The organism is Gemmatimonadota bacterium, from assembly GCA_016719105.1.
In the GTDB taxonomy this organism is placed as follows: domain Bacteria; phylum Gemmatimonadota; class Gemmatimonadetes; order Gemmatimonadales; family Gemmatimonadaceae; genus SCN-70-22.
The window spans coordinates 638,545-658,286 of sequence record JADKAQ010000046.1; the positions used below are offsets into that span (position 1 = coordinate 638,545).

Genomic DNA, 19,742 nt, shown 5'->3' on the forward strand with positions numbered 1-19,742 from the left:
GGCAGTCACCCCTCGATTTGCCGCCGCCACTCCTCGAGCTTGGCCACACGGGCCTCGAGCTGGGCCACCTCGTCGCGGCCCGGCGCAACCCTGTTGGCGCTCGCGGCAGGCGCCGCGTGCGCGCTGGTGGCGGGGGACTGCGTCGAGACGGACGCCGCCGCGCGCGCCGGTGACGTGATTGCGGCTGGCGGAGACGTAAGCGCGCTCCGCGACAGCGCGCCGAGCGGCGTGAGGGGCGCCCCGGCGGAGGATGCGACGCCACGTGCCGCCAGGCGCAAGAACGCACGGCCGACGGGCCCCATCCACACACGGCGGAAGATGCGCTCGGGCGGTGGCGCACGGAACGGCGTTCGCGCCAGCAGGGCGATGCCGGCCCCCGTCAGGGCCAACCCTGTGAACAGGGGCACGAGCGCCCACGCGGGGATCGCGTACGCTCCCGATGCAAGCTTCCGGCGCGTCACCAGCTCGATCCCGATCAGCCCGGCCGCGATCACGAGCATCAGCAGCGCCATGCGCACCGTCGTGCGGCGGCGCCGCTGCGTGAGCGGATTGGCACGCCGCGACTGGCGCACGCTTTCCCGCTCGTCGTACACGCCCTGCATCCCCTTGAGCACGTCGTCCGGCGCATAGCCCATCTCGGCGAGGTGGCGCGCGTCGCTGAAGAGCTGCAGCAGGCGCGTGAGCCCGATCCCCACGAGGACCACCACGGGGACGAGCGCATCGAACGACGAGCCGAGTCGCGCGATGGCGCGCGAGACGGTCCACGCCACGAGCACGAGGAGGAAGAAGACCGTCGACAGCAACTCGAGCTCCGACACGAAGCTCCGCACCGGCAACGGGATGTCCGGCCCCGCCAGCTGCGAGTTGTCGACCGCTTCCACCAGCGCCTCCGCGGTCGCGAAGCGCGCCTCCGGCACCTTCGCCACACACCGGTCGATCGCCGCCGAGAGCAGGTCGGGGAGCTCGGGACGCACCGACTCGATGGCGGGGACCGGCTCCGTCAGCTGCTTGACGAGGATCTTCTGGATCGACTCGCCGGTCACCGCAGGACGCCCGATGGCCGCGAACCAGGCCACCAGCCCTAACGAATACAGGTCGCTCCGCCCGTCGACCGTGTCCCCCGACGCCTGCTCGGGGCTCATGTACTCGGGCGTCCCGACGACCTCCCCCACGCGAGTGAGCCCGCCGCCGGCGGTGGGCTCGGTGATGGCGCGGGCGATCCCGAAATCCATGAGCAGGGCGCGCCCCGTGGCACGCTCGATCATGATGTTGTCGGGCTTGATGTCCCGATGCGCCACCCCACGCCCATGCGCATAGGCGAGCGCGTAGCCAACGTCCTGCAACAGGCGCACGAGTTCGCGCACCGTGAGCGGGCCGGCACGGTGCACCCGCTGCGCCAGGCTCTCCCCCTCCACGTATCCCATCGCGAAGGCCATCACCCCATCGCGCTCCTCGATCGCGTGCACCGGGACGATGTTGGGGTGCGAGAACGACGCCGTGGTGCGCATCTCGCGCAGGAAGCGATCGTGCAGCGCGGGATCAGCGGCGAACTCCTCGGGCAGGATCTTGAGCGCCACCAGTCGGTCGAGTGCCCGGTCGCGCGCCAGGTACACCGCCCCCATCCCGCCACGCCCCAGCTCGCGCTCGAGGTCGTAGCGGTCGGCCAGCTTGCGGCGGATCTGGGTGAGGTCGGACAGCGTCACAAGGAGTGTGAGAACGAGCGGGCGGAGTCATCGAGAGCCGGCGCGACCGAGCGCGTCGGCGGGAGCGTGCGTCGGCAGGACGGTCGCCTTGCGACCACCGCCGCCGCAGTAACGGTCGTCGTCGTGCGCGGGACGGTCGCGCCCCTCAAGGCCTACAAGCCCATGGCTACCGCAATCATCCACGCACCGTACGACAGCATGAAGGTCCGGTTGGGGATCCCGAACGCCCCATTGTTCATCAACAGTGGCACCATCACCACCACGCTCCGCCAGACCGCGCCCGCCAGCACGGCGAGCGGTCGCGACTTCCACGCGGGCTGCGTCCGCAGGTGCAACGTCAGCAGCAGCACCGCCAGTAACTCGCCGGGAACGCCGAGCATGAAGCCCAGGCCGTGCAACTGGCCGGAGCGGGACATCAGCGCCGCATCGCTGGTGGTGGGGTCCATCGCGAACGTGCCGCCGATGGTCAGTCCCGCCGCGGTCACGAGGAGGCACACGAGGCCAAGCCACCCGACGCCCCCCCGCACGCGTGTTGCCAGGGCGCCAAGAAGCGCGAGTGAGGCGAGGGCGAACGCGTAGAAGCAGAGCGTCATGACCCATCCGTGCGCCCCAACCGCGTACTCGCTGATCATGTGCGTGGCCGGCGACAGGTCGGCGCGCAATGCGTGCAGCGCGAGCAGGGCGAGTATCGCCGTTGCCGATGCGGCGAGCGTGAGTCGGGCGAGCAGGGATGTGGGCATGAGATCGAGTGTCGGACGCAACGCCAATGAATAGCACCACCATGCCTGCCACGACAGCCTCGCGCGCGACCGCGCGCGGCGTGGCGAATCCCTAACGCGGGGCCGGGGTAGCGGGGGCGCGCGACAGCTGCACCACGTCCCAGTACGACTGTACCACGCCACCCCCCACCGACGCCAGCAGGGCCCGCACCGACGACAGCATGGTCACCGATCGCGGGCCGCGCGGCGTCCCGGGGTCGCGATAGCCGTAGTTGAAGACGGCGCGCACGAAGGTGGTGCGCTCGTCGGTGGGGAGCGTCGCGACGTTGGCGTAGTACCGCTGCCAGGCATCCGCGCCCCCAAAGAGGTACTGCTCCACGTTCGAGGTGTAGATCGCCGACGCCGTCGCCCCGTGCTCACGCAGGTAGCGCCCAACCGCCCGCAACGCCTTGTCGCCACCGAAGTCACCGACGATCGGCACGATGAGGTTGTCGTGCTGCATGCGCTTGAGGTGCTGGAAGTGCCCCTCCGAGGCCAGATAGCCGTGCTCGACCCCCTCGGCGTCGCGCTGCACCATCAGCTCCCCGTAGCTGGGCATGCCACGCATGCCGTATCCGCCCGTCCCGCGACCGAACGAATAGGTGAGGGCGGGGCCGGCATCGAAGAACGACAAGAGGATGTACTCGATCCCCGACAGGTCGTCGGCGCTGAGCGCAAAGCGATGCTCGTCGACCAGGCGCCGCCGGATCGACTCCAGCGTCGTGCGGAACATCGCCGTGTCGGCCGCGACGGAGTCGTACGCCGCAAAGAGCGCCGTCACCGACGCCTCGGTCGTCGCCGCGGCGGGACGCGGACGCGAGAAGAGCTGGGAGAGAAAGTCGGCGCGATCGGTGGAGCGTTCGATCAACGCCTTGTACATCAGGTGTTGCAGCAGGTTGCCGCGCCGGATGTCGACGATGAAGGCCATGCGTGGCTTGAGGGCCACGATGTAGGTGAAGTTCTGGTCGGGGCCGACGCCGAGGTACACGCCCCCCGCTCCAAGCGTTCGTTGCAGCTCGGGGATGACGTGCTGGAAGGTGACTTCGTTCGAGACAAGGTTGTCGGACCGAAAGAAGCCGCCGGGTTCGGACATCGCGCTCACCATCTCCCAGAAGTCGGCGTCGGACAGCCGTGCCGGGAGGGAGTCCGCCGGGGCGCGCCAGCCGCCGGCGGCCGTGTCGCGCCAGGCGAACGGAACGGCCTGCTCGTGGGTCGAGGCCGCGAGTACCGTGGCGAAGAGGGCGGCGAACGTCCCCTGTCGTGCGCGCGTGACGATCCCTCGCATCGAGCCTCCCCCGCATGCGTCACCGGGATACGCCGCGACGATGGGCGCCCGTGGTCCGACGATACGGCGCGCGCGAGAGGCTGTCAAAGCGCGCTTGCGCCCGGCGTGACGAGGCGGGAGAATCGGGGGATGATGCGTTTGCTCCCCGCCACGCAGGCAGCGGCTCCCGCACACTCCGGCCGTCGCGCGCGCCTGCTTCGGCGAATGCGCCTGCGAGCGACGCGCGCCACGCGCGCCTCGCTTGGCACACTCGTGCTCGCCGCCGCCTGCGGCGAGCGCGTCCCGAACATCGCGCGAGACTCAGCGATCGCACCGGCGCCGAGTGCCGCCGCGGCGTCGCGCACTGCCATGCCTGACGACTCCCTCATCGGCCGGCTTCTCTCCGACGTCGTCCCCGACTCGGCGCTGCTCTCCTCGTGGGGGGTGTATCCGCTCGAGCGACACATCGGGATCCGACTCGCCCTCATCGGCGGCGAGCACTACCTCCTGGCCGACACGCTCGACGGCTACGACGGCGACCGGCCGCGCTGGCGCATCCGTCAGGCGCAACGCGTGGAGGCGGCGCGGCCGGGCGAGGGATGGGTCGGGTCGTGCGCCATCGGTACGGCGGACGCGTCCGACGGCACCGTCGTCGCGCGCGTTACGCTCTCGGCCGGCGAGGCCCTGACGCCGATTCACAGCGCTTGGCGCCTGGACCCCGCCACCTGGCACTTTCGCTCGTTCCCGACCGACTCGCTCGCCTGCTACAACGAGGGAGGGGGCAACCCGTAGCGCGCGCTCCGTGAGCGATCGAGGTGAGGGCGCGCGAGGTGAGGGCGCGCGGGGTGAGGGCGCGGAGAGTGAGGGCGCGCGGGGCGAGCGCGCGCAGGGCGAGGGCGCGCAGGATCGCGGCGGCGGGATTGCGCCCGCCGCCGCGAGGCGAGAATTGTATACACAATTCCGAGCTGGACCAACGGACCGGCGAACGCGGGTCCGTCTGCCGTCACACCGCCGCTCCCACACACCCTCCCGATGCGCCTGCGCTCTCTCCTCGCCGTCGCCGCCCCGGCGACACTCGCCCTCAGCGCCCCCGCTGCGCATGTCGCAGCACAGGCCCCGGCCGATACCTCGTGGGATATCACCAAGGCCCGCGGCAAGACGCGCGAGATCGACTTCACCACCAGCGAGGGGACGTGGACCTCGGTAGACCTCTCCACCGACGGCAAGTGGGTCGTCTTCGACCTGCTGAGCCACGTCTACCGCGTCCCCTCGTCAGGCGGGACCGCCGAGTCGCTCACGCAGTCGAGCGGCGTCGCGTCGAACTTCCATCCGCGCCTGTCGCCCGACGGCAAGTCGATCGCCTTCATCTCCGACCGCAAGGGGCAGTACAACCTGTGGCTGATGGACGCCGACGGCGCCAACCCGCGCCCCGTCGCGCTCGATCCCACGTCGCGCTTCGAGTTTCCGCAGTGGACCGCCGACAACCAGTACATCATCGTGGTGAAGATGACCGGCTTCGGCTCCCGGTCGTTGGTCATGTTCCACCGCGATGGCGGCACCGGGGTGACGCTGGTGAAGGGCGACGTGGGGAAGGTGCCGTATCGCACCGCCATTTCGGCGGACGGGCGCTACCTCTACTACGACGTGTACACCGCGCGCCCCACCGGCTTCTGGGGACAGGACGACGTGCTCAAGGGGACGGTGCAGATCCACCGGTACGACCTCAAGTCCGGGGTCGTGCGCCCGATCACCTTCGGCGAGGCGCAGCAGCAGGATCGCGCGACCAGCGGCGGCGCCTATGCCGCCGAGCCGAGCCCGGATGGTCGCTGGCTGGCCTTCATGCGCAAGGTGCCTAACGGGGTTCTGGAGTACAAAGGGCAGAAGTTCGGGCCGCGCAGCGCCCTCTGGATCCGCGACCTCAAGCTCGGCGGCGAACGACTGGTGATGGATCCGGTCGAGATGGACCTGGCCGAGGAGAGCATCCCGCTCAACGGGTCGTACCCGATGTATCGCTGGGCGAGCGACGGCAAGTCGATCGTCATCCACCAGGGCGGCAAGATTCGTCGCCTTGATGTCGCCTCGGGCGCGGTCTCGACGATTCCCTTCACGGCCCGCGTGCAGCGCACGATCTCCGAGCAGGTCGCGGTCAAGAACAAGCTCAGCGATGCCCCGTTCGACGTGCGCTTCGTTCGGTGGGCGACCACCTCGCCGGATGGCAAGACGCTCGCCTTCCAGGCGTTAGGGCGCATCTGGCTGCAGTCGCTCCCCGGTGGAACGCCGCGTCGCCTCACGCCGGCCACCTTCGAGCCGTTCGAGTTCCAGCCCGCATGGTCGCCCGACGGACGCATGATCGCCTTTGCCTCGGTCGACGCCAACAACCGTGGCGCCCTGTGGCGCGTGGCGGCCGGTGGCGGTGCCCCGGAGCGCCTGACGCGGGAGGTGGGTGAATACATGAACCCGGCGTGGACACCAGACGGTCGCGAGATTGTGGCCGTGCGCGGCGCCGGTGCCTCCGCGCGCGCATCGACGGTATCGCGCAACGGATGGTTTGACGTCTTCCGCATGCCGAGCGCGGGCGGCGAAGAGACCGACATCACGCAGCTCGAAGCCGGGTCGTTCTTCGGGGGCGCTGAGATGCGCCCGACGGTGGGGAACGACGGGCGCGTCTACTTCGCCGCGGCGAAGATGATCGCCCCCGGGGCCGACCGTCCGGTGACCGGCGTCGAGGTGCTCTCGCTGCGTCTGGACGGCACCGACAAGAAGGTGCACGCCAACGTGAAGGACTCCGACGATGCCGCCGTCTCACCCGACGGCCGGTGGGTCGCCTTCACGCAGGGGTCCAACACATACCTCTCGCCGTTGCCACCGGGGGGAGCGGGAGACCAGGCGCCGCTGCTGGCCAAGGCCGGCGGTGCCTTCAGCGCGACGCCACTCACCACCGAGGGCGGATTGTACCCGCGCTGGCGATCGGCCAACGTCGTCGACTTCGCCAGTGCCAACCGCGTCTACTCGCACGACGCGTCCGCCAGGCGCACCGACACCATCGCGGTGAAGCTCACCGCCCCGCGCGCCATCGCGCAGGGGTCCATCGCCCTCACCGGGGCGCGCATCGTCACGCTCGACAACAAGCGCGTGATCAACAGCGGGACGATCGTGGCGAAGGCGGGGCGCATCACCTGCGTCGGGTCGTGCAGTACCGCTGGCATCGACAAGGTCGTGAACGCGTCGGGGAAGACGATCATCCCCGGCTGGGTCGACATGCACGCGCATCACCATCGCGAGCACCTGGCGATGATGCCCAGGGGGAACTTCGAGTCGGCGATCTACCTCGCCTACGGCGTGACCACCACGAGTGATCCGTCCACCTCGTCGGTCGCCGCCTTCCCGACCGCAGAGCTCATCGAAGCGGGCGAGATGGTCGGGCCGCGCGCCTTCAGCGTGGCGGAGGCCCTCACCAACGGCGACAACGCACACACCAACGACGTCACCAGCCGCGACATCGCGGTCACGGAGCTCAAGCGCCGGATGTCGTGGGGTGCCGTGCTCCTCAAGCAGTACCTGCAGCCGCAACGCCAGCAGCGGCAGTGGGCGGTCGATGCGGCACGTCAACTGGGGCTGCGCGTCACCGCCGAGGGGAGCGACGACCTGAATCACAAGCTCGGCATGATCATGGACGGGCACAACGGCGGGGAGCACCCGACGGTGCAGGCCCCGCTGTATGCGGACTTCACCACCTTCCTTGGCAAGTCGAAGTACTTCTACTCGCACACGCCGCTGGTGAGCGGCTACGCCGGCTGGAACGAGGAGTACTTCTGGCAGGAGAGCCCGGTGTGGCAGGACGCCAAGCAGGGGAAGTGGGTCCCATGGCGCCAGCTCATCCCGCACACGCGACGCTTCATCATGCGGCCGGAGACCGACTACTCCAAGGACATCATGTCGCAGCAGGTGGCCGACATCATTGCGGCTGGCGGCTACTCCGCGGTCGGCTCGCACGGTCAGCAGGCGGGGCTCGGCTCGCACTGGGACGTGTGGATGGCCGCCAAGGCCAACGGCCCCATGACCGCGCTGGAGATCGCCTCCATGCACGGCGCGATGTTCCTCGGGATGGAGGCAGACATCGGGTCGATCAGCGTGGGCAAGCTGGCCGACCTCATGGTGCTCAACGCCAACCCGCTGGAGAACATCCGCAACACCGCCGACATCCGCTACGTGATGAAGGCGGGGACGCTGTACGACGCCATGTCGCTCGACGAGATCTGGCCGAAGGCGAAGCCGTACGGCGACAACTACTGGTACGTCCCGCAGATGTACGAGAAGAGCGTGAAGGCGGTGGGAACGTACGACAGGAAGTAGACGAGACAGCTGAGTCCTGGACATGCAAACGGCGCCCCTCGGCGCCGTTTGCACTCCCGTCTCCCGTCTTCCGTCCGTAGCTATTGCACCGCCGACTGGCTCGTCACCCGCTTCACCAGCCGATAGGTGAACTCCATCCCGTTGAAGAACCCCTGCTGCGGGATGCGCTCGTTCATGCCGTGCGCGAAGGTCTCGTTGTAGAAGAAGCCCGTCACGCCGTAGACCGGGATGCCGGCATTGCGCATGTAGACGCCGTCCGTGGCGCCGGTGCTCATCGTCGGGATCACCGGAACGCCCGGCCACATCTCCTTCGTCACTCCCTCGATCTCCCCCATCAGTTCGCGCGTCAGCGGCGACGGCCCCGAGGGCTTGGGTGCCTGCGTCACGGTGATGGCGACCTTCGGATCGCCGATGATCCGCTCGAGCGTCTTCTGGATCTCGGCCGGCGGGTCGTTGGGGAGGATGCGGCAGTTCACGTTGGCGCGCGCACGCTGCGGGAGGGCGTTGGGGGCATGCCCCCCTTCGAGCATCGTCGCCACGCAGGAGGTGCGCAGCTGCGAGTTGTACGCCTTGTCACTCGACAGGGTGGCGATGGCGGCCGCGTCGTTAGGGTTGGCGGCCAGCGCCTTCATCGCCTCGCCCATCTTCCCCGGCGTGATGGCCGCCGAGCGTTCGAAGTAGGTGCGGGTGACGTCGTTGAGGTGCACCGGGAAGTCGTAGGCCCCGATCTTCACCAGCGCCTGCGCGAGCTGGTAGATGGCGTTCTCCTTCACCGGCTGCGAGGAGTGACCGCCGGGGTTGGTGACTTCGAGCCGGAAATCGGCGTACACCTTCTCCGCCGCCTGGATGTCGTGCGAGAGGTACTTGCCGTCGCGCACGCGCCCGCCGCCCCCTTCGTTGAATGCGTACTCTGCCTCGATGAGGGGGCGGTGGTTCTTCAGCAGGTAGTCGACGCCGTTGTCGGGCCCGCCCTCCTCATCGGTGGTGAGCGCCACGATGATGTCGCGGTTCCCACGATACCCCTCGGCCTTGAGGCGCATGATCGTCGTCAGGTGCATCGCGCCGTCGTCCTTGTCGTCGGCGACGCCGCGCCCGAAGAAGGTCGAGTCCTTCTCGACGAAGGTGAACGGCGGCAGCGTCCAGTCCTCGGGCTTGGCCTCGACCACGTCGATGTGCGAGAGGAGGAGCAACGGCTTGCGGCTCACGTTCCGTCCGCGCAGACGGGCGACGAGGTTCCCCTTGCGGTCGTTCTGCTTGACGACGACCACGTCGGAGTCGGGAAAACCGGCCGCCTTGAGGCGCGCCGCCATCGCCTGCGCCGCCTTGAGCGTGCTCCCCGAACTCTCGGTCGTGTTGATCTCGATGAGTTCCTTGAAGAGGTTGCGCGCCGTGGAATCCCACTTGGTCTTGCCGATGTGCCCAACCTGCTGGGCGTGCGCCAGCGCCGGTGCCGCGAGCAGGAGCGCGGCGGCGAGCGTGCGCATCGATCGTAGGGTCATCATGGGCTCGGTGAACGTCGTGAGTCGAGTAGTGAGTCGCGTGGTGCGTCGAGTGGTGATCGATCGGGGTCAGCGTCATCGGGAGACCGCTTCGATGACGCTGACCCCAGGTGGTGATACGTCCGGTGTTCGGGCCGAACGGTCGACGCCTACTGCGCCGGCCCGCGCCCGATGGCGTCCCAGATGAGCGGAAGCGTCGCATTCGTCTGCCCGCGGTACTGCGGACGGAACCCGTACAACACGACCTTCCCCTTCCCGACCGGCGCCTCGACCAGCGCCGCCTTGCCATGCAGCCGATCGGCGCCTAACAACCACCCCGACGCGAGGGCGTTGCCGGTCGACTCGTACGTCGCCACCGCCTTGGCCTTCGACGCATCCGTGATCTCGAAGGCGGGCGAGTCCTCGAACCAGACCGCCGCCGTGGTCGCCGTGTGGCGCGCCGCGATGGGGTTGGACTTGTCGAGCGTGACCTTGAACAGCGAACCGGGCGCGTAGAACTCCGTGTTGCGCACGTTGGCCAGCGCGTTCTTCACCGGGAGCTTGAACGTCTCGATGGCATACTCGCTGGCCTCGTTGAAGGCCAGCACGGTGCCCCCGTTCTCGACGAACTCCTGCAGGGCACGCGCCCCGGCTTCGCCCACCCCACCACGCAGCGAGTCAGGATAGGCGTTGCCGAGCCCGCGGGCGATCCCGCCGGCATTCTGGTCGGGGATGATGATCGCGTCGAAGCGCGCGTTGAGGTTGCCGGCGCGCAGGTCCTTATCGAGCACGCTGGCGAACGGGATCTTGTGCGAGTCGAAGATCCAGCGCGTCCACCCCTCGTCCATGCTCGCGGCAAAGCTCTTGTAGATCCCGATGCGGCGCGCGCGGTTGCCGGTGAGCCCGGCCACGCTGTAGGTGGGCTCGGCCACCGCTGGCACCAGCTTGTCGCTCACGGCCACCTCGCCGCGCACCGGAATCGCATCGACGCCGAACAGCAGCGGCAGCGTGTGCGCCGTGACGTCGTACGGGCGCTTGGGCGGCCCCCCCGGATACTCGCGCAGGTTGGGATACTTCTGCGGCTCGAGCAGCGCCTTGGCGTAGGAGCCGAACGGCTGGCGAATCACCACCGCATAGCTCCCGGCGGGCAGCGTCTGGCCGCCAGCCGCAACCTGCGCCGTCGTCTCGCGAATCTCCACCTGCCCGTGCTGCAGCGTCCAGATGAGGCGCTGCACCGCCTGTGCATCCTTTTGCTGCTTGGGAATCACGAAGGCCGTCGGGACGGCCGAATCGATCGTCCACGGGGTGTTGGCCGCCAGGGCGCGTTCGCCCATCGTCGCATACCCCTCGAGCCACGACCGCCGGTCGCGCGCCGCCTGCGCCAGCAGCGCCCACGAGGCGCTCGACTGGTACGCCACGATGTCGCCGATCCCCCAGCGCCCGCCGGGCCAGATGGACGAGAAGTTCCAGCTCTGCACCTTCGCATCGTAGCCGCGCCCCGTCCCCAGGGCGCTGAACGGGATGTTGATGGCCGTGGCCAGACGCGCACTCGCCGTCTCGGTGAGGATGCGCGCCCCGCGATGGTTGAGCGAGTACTGCCGCGCCGGCGACCACTGGTCGTACGACGCGTTCGTCGCGATCCCCGTCTTCCCCTCGGCCGTCATCCGCCAGGCCATCGCCATGCCTAACGCGTTGGTGGCCGACGTGAGAATGGGGTCGATGTTGGGCTCGAGCGGATCCATGTACGGCGGGATGAAGATGCGCCCCGCGTTGGCCCCCTGCTGGTGCACGTCGTTCACGATCTGCGGGTCCCACGGCGTGTAGAGCGAGTCCACCGTGTAGCGCGTCTCGGGCTGCGTGAAGGCGTACCAGTCGCGATTGTTGTCGTGCCCCGTGTAGTAGTGGTACAGCTCTGGCGGCTGCATCCCCTCGGCCGGCGTGTCGAGCGTGGAGCGATACCAGTTCCCCACGATGTCGACGCCGTCCGGGTTCTGCGACGGCACGAGCATGATGATCGTGTTGGACAGGATCGACTTCACCTCGGGCGTGTTGCCGCGCGCCAGGCGGTCGGCGATCACGAACGGCGTGAGGAAGCCGCCGACCTCGGTGCTGTGGATGCTCGACGTGATGAGGATGACGTTCTTCCCCTCGTCGAGCAGCCGCGGGAGCTCACCCGCGCTGCGAAGGCGCGGGTCCATGAGCTTGCGCTGGATGCGCTGGTACCTGGGGAGGTTGGCCAGCGTGGCCGGATCGGCGATGAAGGCGACGATGAAGTCGCGCCCCTGCACCGTCTTCCCCAGTGTGCGCACCGAGACGCGCGGGCTCGCCTTGTCGAGGGCACGGAAGTACGTCGTGACCTGCTGCCACGTGGGGAGCTTGCGATCGGTCCCCGGCTCCCACCCAAGCACCGACGCGGGGGTCGGGATCGGCACGGCCGCCGAGCGCGGGGCCGGGGTCGCGCTGGGCGCCGGCGGCTGTTCGACGACCTTTTGTGCGAAGAGCGGAGTGCTGCTGCCGACCGCAAGGGCAGCGGCGGCCAGCGCGGGGCGCAGACGAGGGAAGCAGTGCATGAGGTAGGGGACGAGGGACAGCGTGGGACGGACCGTGCGAAGCTGGAGCGGGGTCCCGGGAGCGTCAAGCAATGAGGGAGACGCTAGCTTTACGGCTCTTCCATCCACGCCGTTCAGCATGCGCCGCCCGTACCGCTTTTCGTTCACCCTTCCCGTCGCGCTTCCGCTCATCGTGGTGGCCGTGGTCGGCGTCGTTGCCGACGGTGGCGCCCAATCAACGCAAGCGCCGCCCTCGCCGTCGCGCGCGCTCTTTGCCGACGTCGCCCCGCGCTATTCGGGCGCGCGTGCCAAGGAAACGGTCGCCTTCCTCGACCGCTTCGTGCGCTGGCCGGGCAATCGCGGCTTCGATGCCTCGCTCGATCACCTCGTGCAGCGGCTCGAGCGCGCCGGCTACATCCGCGAGGACCAGGCGACGCCGGCCACGCGCCTGACCTATCGCGTCGAGCGATACCCGATGGCCAACCCGGCATGGGAACCCACGGCCGCCTCGGTGGAGATCGTCGGCCAGCGCGATCCGGTGTTGCAACTGACGACCAACCGCAACATGCTGGCGACCAACTCGTGGAGCACGCCCGACGCCGGCGTCGTCGCTCCGCTCGTCGACGTGGGGCGCGGCACCCCCGCCGCGCTCGACTCGGCCAACGTCGCCGGCAAGATCGTCCTCGCCGATGCCGGGGCCTCGCGCCTCTTCGCCGAGGCCGTGCTCAAGCGCGGCGCGGTGGGCGTGCTGGGCTACGCGCTGCCGGCGTACCTGCAGCCGGAAAAGAACACGCACTCCATCCAGTTCGGTGGCATCCCGTACGACACCACGAAGCGCGCCTGGGGAATGGCCCTCTCCTACGACGCGCGCCAACGCCTGCGCGCCGCCCTCGCGGCGGGCCCGGTGCAGCTGCGCGTACGCACCAACGTGACGTGGACGCCTAACGCCGTCGAACGCACCGTCGTCGCCGAGGTGCGCGGGAGCGTTTCGCCCACGGAACGTTTCGTCTACAGCGCGCACGTGCAGGAGCCCGGCGCCAACGACAACGCCTCGGGGGTCGGGGCGCAGATGGAGATGACGCGCGTCGCCGCCGAGCTGCTCACGGCCAAACGGATCGACCCCAGGCGGACCATCACCTTCCTGTGGGGGCTCGAGATCCGCTCCACCGATCGCTACATCACGCAGGACACCGCGCGCGCCGTCGGCATCCGCTGGGGGCTCTCGCTCGACATGGTGGGCGAGGACACGAAGAAGACGGGCGGCACCTTCCTGATCGAGAAGATGCCCGACCCCAGCGCCATCTGGACGCGCGGCGAGGACAAGCACACCGAGTGGGGCGGGTCGGCGCTCACCAAGGAGCAGATGACGCCGCACTACTTCAACGACCTCGTGCTCGGCCGCGCCCTGGAGATGGCGGCCACCAACGGCTGGGTCGTGAAGACCAACCCGTTCGAGGGCGGGAGCGACCACACCCCGTTCCTGCGAGCGAAGAAGCCCGGGCTCCTGCTCTGGCACTTCACCGACCAGTTCTACCACACCGACGGTGATCGGCTGGAGATGGTCTCGGCCGATGAACTGCGCAACGTGGGGGTGAGCGCGCTGGTGAGCGGGCTGCTGCTCACGAGCGCCGACGGGGCGGCGGCGCGCGGCATCGTGGCCGAGGTGGAACGCGCCGCCCTGGCCCGACTGTTGACCGAACGGACGCTCTCGCAGGCCGCGCTGGCCAGTGGGGGCGCCGCCGACAAGGAGCGTGACATCCTCGAGACGTGGGGGAGCTGGTACGACGGCGCCCTCGCCGCCGCCGCCGACATCGAGGCGGGCGGGAGCAGTCCCGACACGCGCACCGCCATCGAGGCCGCACGCGAGCGCGTGCGCGCCGCGGTCCAGGCGCACCTGGCCGCCCTCGCCCCACGCTGACCCGCCGACCCGCTTCCATGTTCTCGCGCGAACTCTACAACGTCGCCCACGTCATCGGCATCATCCTCCTCATGTCTTCGTTAGGCGGGGTGGCGCTGCACGCCATGAACGGCGGGACCAACCAGGACAACCGGTCCCGACGCTTCATCACGATCCTGCACGGCATCGGCGCCTTCCTCATCCTGCTCGGCGGCTTCGGGATGCTGGCCCGCATCGGCTTCAAGCACGGCGAGAACTTTCCGCCGTGGCTGATCGTGAAGCTGACGATCTGGATCCTCCTGGCGGCGGCCCCCTTCCTCCCGTATCGCCGCCCCTACCTGGCGCGCTGGCTGATGCTGGGGCTCCCGGTCTTTGGCGGGATTGCGGCATTCATGGGGATCTACAAGCCCGGCTACTGATCCGCCGCGCACCTCCACGCCCCCACCCGACATGCCCGACGTCACCCGCGACTTCCTCCTGCGCCAGTTCGAGACGGCGACCGCCCTCGCCAACTACCATCTCGACGGACTCACGACCGAGGAATGCCTGTGGCGCCCGGCGCGCGCGGGGCTGCACGTGCAGCGGGCGGCCGACGGGCGCTGGGTTGCCGACTGGCCGGAGCACGAGCGCTATGACCTCGGCCCGCCGAGCATCGCCTGGGTCACCTGGCACATGACGTTCTGGTGGTCGATGCTCTTCGACCACACCTACGGCGACGCCTCGCTCGTACGCGAGCAGGTGACGTGGCCCGGGAGCGCCGAGGCGGTGCGGGAAACGCTCGGCCAGCTGCAACAGCGCTGGCACGCCGTGCTGACCGACCTCGGCGACGACGAGCTGCAATCGTCGGAACGAAGTCGGTGGCCGATGCAGGAGCGCCCGTTTGGCGACATCGTGGCCTGGGTCAACGTCGAGCTCACGAAGAACGCCGCCGAGCTGGGGTACGGACGGTTCCTGTACGCGGTGCGCGGGTAGCACCAGGCGACGCGTCGACTCCCTCACCCCGCAGCTCCGCCATGACCGAACGCGACCGTGTCGTCGACCTGCTGCGGGGGGCCAGCCTCGCTGTCGTCGTCGCCGGCCACGTCCTGATGGCGGTCGTCACGTGGACCGATGGCGTGCCGCGCGTGGACAACATCCTCGCGCTCATCCCGTCGCTGCGCATCGCGACGTGGGGGCTGCAGGTGATGCCGCTCTTCTTTGCCGCCGGTGCGTGGCCAATCGCCTCGGCTTCCAATCGGCGAGCGCGCGGGGCGAGCCGTGGCGGGTGTGGATGTGGGGGCGCGTGCGACGCCTCGTGCGCCCGGTCATTCCGTACCTCGCCATCTGGATCCCGCTCGTGCTGCTGCTGGGGGCGTTCCTTCCGCGCGCCTCCGCGCCGCTCGCCAGGCTCTCCACGCAGCTCCTCTGGTTCCTCGGCGTCTACCTCCTGGTCATCGCCACCACGCCGTGGCAGCTGCGACTGGCCAGGGTCGGACTCCCGGCGGTCTTGGCCCTCGTCACGATCGCGGCCCTGGTCGACGTCGCGCGCTTCGGCGGCGTTGCGCCGGTTGGCCTGCTCAACTTCCTCGTCGTCTGGTTCGCCGCCGCCACCCTCGGCCTGGTGGTGCGCGACTGCAAGCCGCAGCATCGCGGACGGCTCTGGATCGTGGCCGCGACCGCCGCACTCGTGAACGTCGCGCTCGTGCGCCTGGGGCCGTACCCGCTGTCGATGGTTGGACTCCCCGACGCACCCGTCTCCAACGTGGCGCCGCCAACGCTCGCCCTGGCGCTGCATGCCGTGATGCTGATAGCCGTCGCGGGAGCGTCATGGCCCGCGCTCGAACGCGCGTGTGCACGCCCGCGCGTCTGGCGCGCGACGCAGCGGCTGGGGGCGGTGGCCATGACGCTGTACCTGTGGCACCTCACGGTGCTCATCGTCGTGATCATCGCCGAGCACCTCGCGGGAGTCGAGCGTCCGCCCCTGCCCGACTGGCGCTTCTGGCCAGCGACTGCCCTGCACCTGGCGGTCGTCGCGCTCCTCGTCGTTCCGGTGGTGCGGGTGATGTCCCCGCTCGAACACACGGCGATCCCCTGGCTCGATCGGGAGCGCAGCGCGCCCCCCGCCTCTCTACTCAGCCACGCCGCCGCCGTCGCCGGCGTCGTGGTACTCAGCATCGCGTTTCTGGTGCTGTCGGCCACGGGGATGGACGGCTTTCCGTTCGCGCGCACGGTCCACTACGCTGGCCTTCCGCTCACCCCGGGGCTGGGCTTTCTCCTCCTTGTCGCTGGCACGCTGCTCTCACGCGTGGGCGGACGCGCGACGAAGAGCGAGCATCGTGTCCGGTAGCGGCGCTCGAGATGGATGCTGACTAAGCACAGCAAGCATCGCGCAGGTCCAGGCACGCAGCGCGCCGACGACGCCCGCCTCGCGAGCTCGCCTGTGCGACCAGCGCCGCCGTCGCCACGATTGCATCACTCGGCAGGACCGTGTCGAGCGCTCCGCGCCTGTCTGCCGCTACCATCGCTCGACCCCTCGGCGCCAACCCGGCCGCTCCCCGAGTCGTCGACTCGCGACCGAAAAGCTCGACGCGCGCGTGAAATCGCGTTATCTCGGGTTGGGACGCGCGAGCCGCGTTTGTCGGCGCACCACTTGGCGCCGATCCGGCGCCCGACGGCCCCCAACGCGGGCACTTCGCCTGCGCGCACATCTCCCCCTTCACCGGCATGAGCGACCTCCCCATCGAGCTCCTGGGCTCCCCCTTCCTTCGGCGTGTCGCCGTCGACGTCGAGAGGTTCGATGAGGCGCTCCGCGACGTGGTGACCGCGATGTTTCGCACGATGTACCGTGCCGGCGGGCAGGGATGGGCGGCACCGCACGCTCCACGCTGAGCGCCACGCATGACGGGATCCCTGTGAACGACGACGGGCCTTCCACTTCACCGGATAACGCGCCGGGACGTATCGGCTTCTGGGTCGCCTCGGCGCTCGTCGTCGGGAACGTCATCGGCGCCGGGATCTTCCTGCTCCCGGCGACGCTGGCGCCGTATGGGTGGAACGGCGTCCTGGGATGGTTCATCACACTGGCGGGTGCGCTCTGCCTGGCGTGGGTCTTTGCCGAGTTGAGCCGGACCTTTCCGGACGCGGGCGGCGCCTTCGGCTTCATGCGGCTGGCGCTGGGCGAGGCGCCGGCGTTCGTCGGGGCGTGGGGCTACTGGGTCTCGGTCTGGGTGGCCAACGCGGCGATCGCGACCGGGGCAACGGCCTACCTCACACGACTTGTCCCCGCGGTGGAGAGTGTCCCGGGGCTGGCGCCGCTGGTCACCGTGGGGATCGTCTGGTTGGTCACGTGGATCAACCTGCTCGGCGTGCGTGCGGTGGGTGGAGTCCAGGTGGTCACGACGATCATCAAGCTCCTCCCGTTCATCGCGGTGCTCGCGCTGGTCGCTGTGCGACTCGGGGTCGACGGCGCGTCAGCGCTCGCCCCCTTCGACCCCGCGGCGTTGTCGTGGAGCGGGGTGATTGGCGCGACGACGCTCTCACTGTACGCGCTGCTCGGAATCGAGTCGGCGGCCGTTCCCGCCGACCGGGTGAAGGACCCAGCGCGCACCATTCCCGCGGCGACGATGTTCGGCACGTGGCTCACGGGCATCATCTCCGTGGTGTGCTGCTCGGCGGTGGTGCTGATGCTCCCCGCGCAGGAGGTCGCCGCTTCGTCCTCGCCGTTCGCACTCTTTCTCTCCCGATCGTTTGGGGCATGGAGCGGTGTCTTCATGGCGCTGTGCGCGATCGTGAGTGCGTACGGGGCACTCAACGGCTGGGTGCTGTTGTCCGGTGAGCTTCCGGCGGGGATGGCCGACAGCGGGCGGCTGCCGGCGTGGTTTGGCGTGCGCAACGCGCACGGCGCCCCCACGCGCGCGATCGTCCTCAGCAGCGTGCTCACGACGGCGCTCGTCCTGGCCAACTTCTCCAAGTCGATCGCCGCGCTCTTCGCCTTTGCCATTCTCCTGGCGACGGCAACCAACCTGGTGCTCTACCTCTTCTGCAGTGCCGGCACGCTGCTCCTCCTGCGGCGCGGTGCCATGCAGCGATCGGCGACACTGGTGGCCGTGGCGGTCGGGGCGCTGCTCTTCTCGATCTGGGCGCTGTATGGTGCAGGGGTGGAGGCGCTCGCGTGGGGAGCGGGGCTCCTCTTCCTGGGATGGCCATTGCATCTGGCGACTACCAGGCGCGCGCGCATTGCCCACAACGCGCCGTTGCCCATCGACGCGCCGATGTCACACGATCCACCACCGGCATGAGCGACACCGACCACCGCCGCCCCGCCATCCCCGCAGGCATCCTCGAGTACGAGCTCCCCGACGGCTGGCAGGCCTTCGCCGGCAAGACCGACGACGCCAACGACTACGTGAGCATCAAGCTCGCCAAGGCGCGCGATCGCTGGTTTCATGTGCGCGGGATGCCGGGGGGACACGTGGTCCTTCGTGTCCCCGAGGATCGCGAGCCGGGCAAGGCAACGCTGGAGTGCGCGGCCGGGATCGCCGCCTACCACAGCAAGGCGCGCAGTGGCGGGATCACCGCCGTTTCGATGACCGAGGGGAAGCACGTCTCCAAGCCGCGCGGCGCCAAGCCGGGGACCGTGGAGATCAGGAAGGAGACGGTGCTGCGTGTGCGCCCCGCGACCGACGAGGCGATTGCGGCGATGCGAAAGGGAAAGGCGTAGCCAACACTCGCATCGCCGCGCGCCGGTTGGTTGGCGTTAGGCGATCGGCAGGTACAGGTCGGTGAGCAACGCCTCTGGCGCCGCCGTCATCGGGGTGTTGCGGTAGACCTCGAATCCCCGCCCCTCGCCCACGCGATGGCCACTGGATGGAAGCCATTCGCCCATGAGTCGCGACCAGGCGTCATTGAGCCCCTCGTACGGCCCCTGGTGCGTCGCCCGGGCGTATCGCCCGGCCGTTATGCGCGTCTCCTGCAGCCCGTCGGGGAGCGGGACTCCCTCGGCGATGGTGAGCCCCGCGTCGGATTGCAGCTGGCTGGGGGCGACCGACTCCGGGTCGTCGTGGAAGATCGCCAGCATCAGGGTATCGGGGGCGGCGAACGCGCTGGACCCCTCGGCGATCGCCCCGAGGCGCCCGAAGGCCTGGCCGATCTCGAGGTACGGACCCACGTGGCGGACACAGGCCACGCGAAGCGACGGCAGCTGTTCGATCGACACCTGCATGGAGACTCCTCCTCTCGCGAAGACGATGGTTGGCCGGCGCCCATCCGCGGAGTAGTGGATCCCCGAACGAGCTGCCAGCTGGATGGATTGGGACGTGGTGCTTCGGTGGGTGGACTCGGCGTCAACCGAGGGGGGCGAGCGAAAGGTCGACGGCGCGCATCCATACGCCGAGCGAAAAGCGCGCGTGAATGCCTCATGCGTCTCGTAGCCCGCCGAGAAAGCGATGGCGGTGATCGATTGGCTCGACTGGCGCAGCTGCATGGCCGCGCGCTCCAATCGCAGCCGCCGATGGAGCTCGAGCGGCGTCTCGCCGATCATCCCGCGAAACACCCGGTGGAAGTGAAACGGCGACAGCGCCGCCTCGCGCGCGAGCAGTTCGAGGTCGAGCGCATCGTCGAGCATGACGATCACCCGGTGGGCCGCCCGTTCGACTGCCGCTTCGTAGAAGGACCGCGTCTCAGCTTTCATGGCCCAAACGTACGGCGCCCAAGGCAGGTCGGCTTGACCGCCCTTGCGATCTTTCGGATCGCGCACGGAGCG

At 69.3% G+C, this 19,742-nt stretch carries 15 protein-coding genes; 9 read left to right on the top strand and 6 right to left on the bottom strand.

Annotation, left to right across the window (positions count from 1 at the left end):
* Positions 1-5 precede the first annotated feature (5 nt).
* The 3 genes from IPN47_26745 to IPN47_26755 all read right to left on the bottom strand — a co-directional run bounded on the left by IPN47_26745 (position 6) and on the right by IPN47_26755 (position 3,746).
* The gene (locus tag IPN47_26745) at positions 6-1,703 is read right to left on the bottom strand and encodes a serine/threonine protein kinase (GenBank protein ID MBK9411579.1); all 1,698 of its coding nucleotides are present in this window, start codon (positions 1,701-1,703) and stop codon (positions 6-8) included.
* 152 nt (positions 1,704-1,855) lie between these two features.
* Positions 1,856-2,443: a DUF998 domain-containing protein gene (locus IPN47_26750; protein ID MBK9411580.1), complete on the bottom strand. Its 588-nt coding sequence runs from the start codon at positions 2,441-2,443 to the stop codon at positions 1,856-1,858.
* Positions 2,444-2,534: 91 nt separating this feature from the next.
* Complete coding sequence (locus tag IPN47_26755; protein ID MBK9411581.1) at positions 2,535-3,746, bottom strand: hypothetical protein; 1,212 nt, start codon at positions 3,744-3,746, stop codon at positions 2,535-2,537.
* A gap of 348 nt (positions 3,747-4,094) precedes the next feature.
* Between IPN47_26755 and IPN47_26760 the strand changes: the two genes are divergently transcribed.
* Entirely contained in the window at positions 4,095-4,517 is a 423-nt protein-coding gene (locus IPN47_26760; GenBank protein ID MBK9411582.1) for a hypothetical protein, read from the top strand.
* Between the two features lie 240 nt (positions 4,518-4,757).
* Positions 4,758-8,078, top strand: coding sequence for a PD40 domain-containing protein (locus IPN47_26765; GenBank protein ID MBK9411583.1), 3,321 nt, complete (start codon positions 4,758-4,760; stop codon positions 8,076-8,078).
* Between the two features lie 80 nt (positions 8,079-8,158).
* Here IPN47_26765 and IPN47_26770 read toward each other — a convergent pair whose 3' ends face one another.
* Positions 8,159-9,580 carry a M20/M25/M40 family metallo-hydrolase gene (locus IPN47_26770; GenBank protein MBK9411584.1) on the bottom strand — a complete coding sequence of 474 codons (1,422 nt, stop codon included), beginning with the start codon at positions 9,578-9,580 and terminating at the stop codon, positions 8,159-8,161.
* A 146-nt stretch (positions 9,581-9,726) separates the two neighbouring features.
* Complete coding sequence (locus tag IPN47_26775; GenBank protein ID MBK9411585.1) at positions 9,727-12,126, bottom strand: hypothetical protein; 2,400 nt, start codon at positions 12,124-12,126, stop codon at positions 9,727-9,729.
* Between the two features lie 118 nt (positions 12,127-12,244).
* Between IPN47_26775 and IPN47_26780 the strand changes: the two genes are divergently transcribed.
* From IPN47_26780 to IPN47_26810, 7 genes are all read left to right on the top strand, one after another.
* A complete protein-coding gene (locus IPN47_26780) occupies positions 12,245-14,023 on the top strand; it encodes a M28 family peptidase (GenBank protein MBK9411586.1) in 1,779 nt (592 codons plus the stop codon).
* A 17-nt stretch (positions 14,024-14,040) separates the two neighbouring features.
* Positions 14,041-14,421 carry a hypothetical protein gene (locus tag IPN47_26785; GenBank protein ID MBK9411587.1) on the top strand — a complete coding sequence of 127 codons (381 nt, stop codon included), beginning with the start codon at positions 14,041-14,043 and terminating at the stop codon, positions 14,419-14,421.
* A gap of 31 nt (positions 14,422-14,452) precedes the next feature.
* Positions 14,453-14,974 (top strand): DinB family protein, encoded by a 522-nt coding sequence (locus tag IPN47_26790; GenBank protein MBK9411588.1) that lies wholly within the window; start codon positions 14,453-14,455, stop codon positions 14,972-14,974.
* A 238-nt stretch (positions 14,975-15,212) separates the two neighbouring features.
* Positions 15,213-16,328: an acyltransferase family protein gene (locus tag IPN47_26795; GenBank protein ID MBK9411589.1), complete on the top strand. Its 1,116-nt coding sequence runs from the start codon at positions 15,213-15,215 to the stop codon at positions 16,326-16,328.
* Between the two features lie 377 nt (positions 16,329-16,705).
* Entirely contained in the window at positions 16,706-16,870 is a 165-nt protein-coding gene (locus IPN47_26800; protein MBK9411590.1) for a peptide deformylase, read from the top strand.
* Positions 16,843-18,279: an amino acid permease gene (locus IPN47_26805; GenBank protein ID MBK9411591.1), complete on the top strand. Its 1,437-nt coding sequence runs from the start codon at positions 16,843-16,845 to the stop codon at positions 18,277-18,279. The genes IPN47_26800 and IPN47_26805 overlap by 28 nt, the downstream gene beginning before the upstream one ends.
* Positions 18,276-18,701: a DUF814 domain-containing protein gene (locus IPN47_26810; protein MBK9411592.1), complete on the top strand. Its 426-nt coding sequence runs from the start codon at positions 18,276-18,278 to the stop codon at positions 18,699-18,701. The genes IPN47_26805 and IPN47_26810 overlap by 4 nt, the downstream gene beginning before the upstream one ends.
* A 36-nt stretch (positions 18,702-18,737) precedes the next feature.
* Here the strand turns inward: IPN47_26810 and IPN47_26815 are convergent, their stop codons facing one another.
* A complete protein-coding gene (locus IPN47_26815; protein MBK9411593.1) occupies positions 18,738-19,670 on the bottom strand; it encodes a GyrI-like domain-containing protein in 933 nt (310 codons plus the stop codon).
* Positions 19,671-19,742: the final 72 nt, after the last annotated feature.

Excerpts from the sequence above, each read along its gene's own strand:
- IPN47_26765 (MBK9411583.1), top strand. The coding sequence starts at position 4,758 with ATGCGCCTGCGCTCTCTCCTCGCCGTCGCCGCCCCGGCGACACTCGCC.
- IPN47_26815 (MBK9411593.1), bottom strand. The coding sequence starts at position 19,670 with ATGAAAGCTGAGACGCGGTCCTTCTACGAAGCGGCAGTCGAACGGGCG.
- IPN47_26775 (MBK9411585.1), bottom strand. The coding sequence starts at position 12,126 with ATGCACTGCTTCCCTCGTCTGCGCCCCGCGCTGGCCGCCGCTGCCCTT.
- IPN47_26770 (MBK9411584.1), bottom strand. The coding sequence starts at position 9,580 with ATGATGACCCTACGATCGATGCGCACGCTCGCCGCCGCGCTCCTGCTC.
- IPN47_26760 (MBK9411582.1), top strand. The coding sequence starts at position 4,095 with ATGCCTGACGACTCCCTCATCGGCCGGCTTCTCTCCGACGTCGTCCCC.
- IPN47_26785 (MBK9411587.1), top strand. The coding sequence starts at position 14,041 with ATGTTCTCGCGCGAACTCTACAACGTCGCCCACGTCATCGGCATCATC.
- IPN47_26805 (MBK9411591.1), top strand. The coding sequence starts at position 16,843 with ATGGGCGGCACCGCACGCTCCACGCTGAGCGCCACGCATGACGGGATC.
- IPN47_26750 (MBK9411580.1), bottom strand. The coding sequence starts at position 2,443 with ATGCCCACATCCCTGCTCGCCCGACTCACGCTCGCCGCATCGGCAACG.
- IPN47_26810 (MBK9411592.1), top strand. The coding sequence starts at position 18,276 with ATGAGCGACACCGACCACCGCCGCCCCGCCATCCCCGCAGGCATCCTC.
- IPN47_26780 (MBK9411586.1), top strand. The coding sequence starts at position 12,245 with ATGCGCCGCCCGTACCGCTTTTCGTTCACCCTTCCCGTCGCGCTTCCG.
- IPN47_26755 (MBK9411581.1), bottom strand. The coding sequence starts at position 3,746 with ATGCGAGGGATCGTCACGCGCGCACGACAGGGGACGTTCGCCGCCCTC.
- IPN47_26790 (MBK9411588.1), top strand. The coding sequence starts at position 14,453 with ATGCCCGACGTCACCCGCGACTTCCTCCTGCGCCAGTTCGAGACGGCG.
- IPN47_26800 (MBK9411590.1), top strand. The coding sequence starts at position 16,706 with ATGAGCGACCTCCCCATCGAGCTCCTGGGCTCCCCCTTCCTTCGGCGT.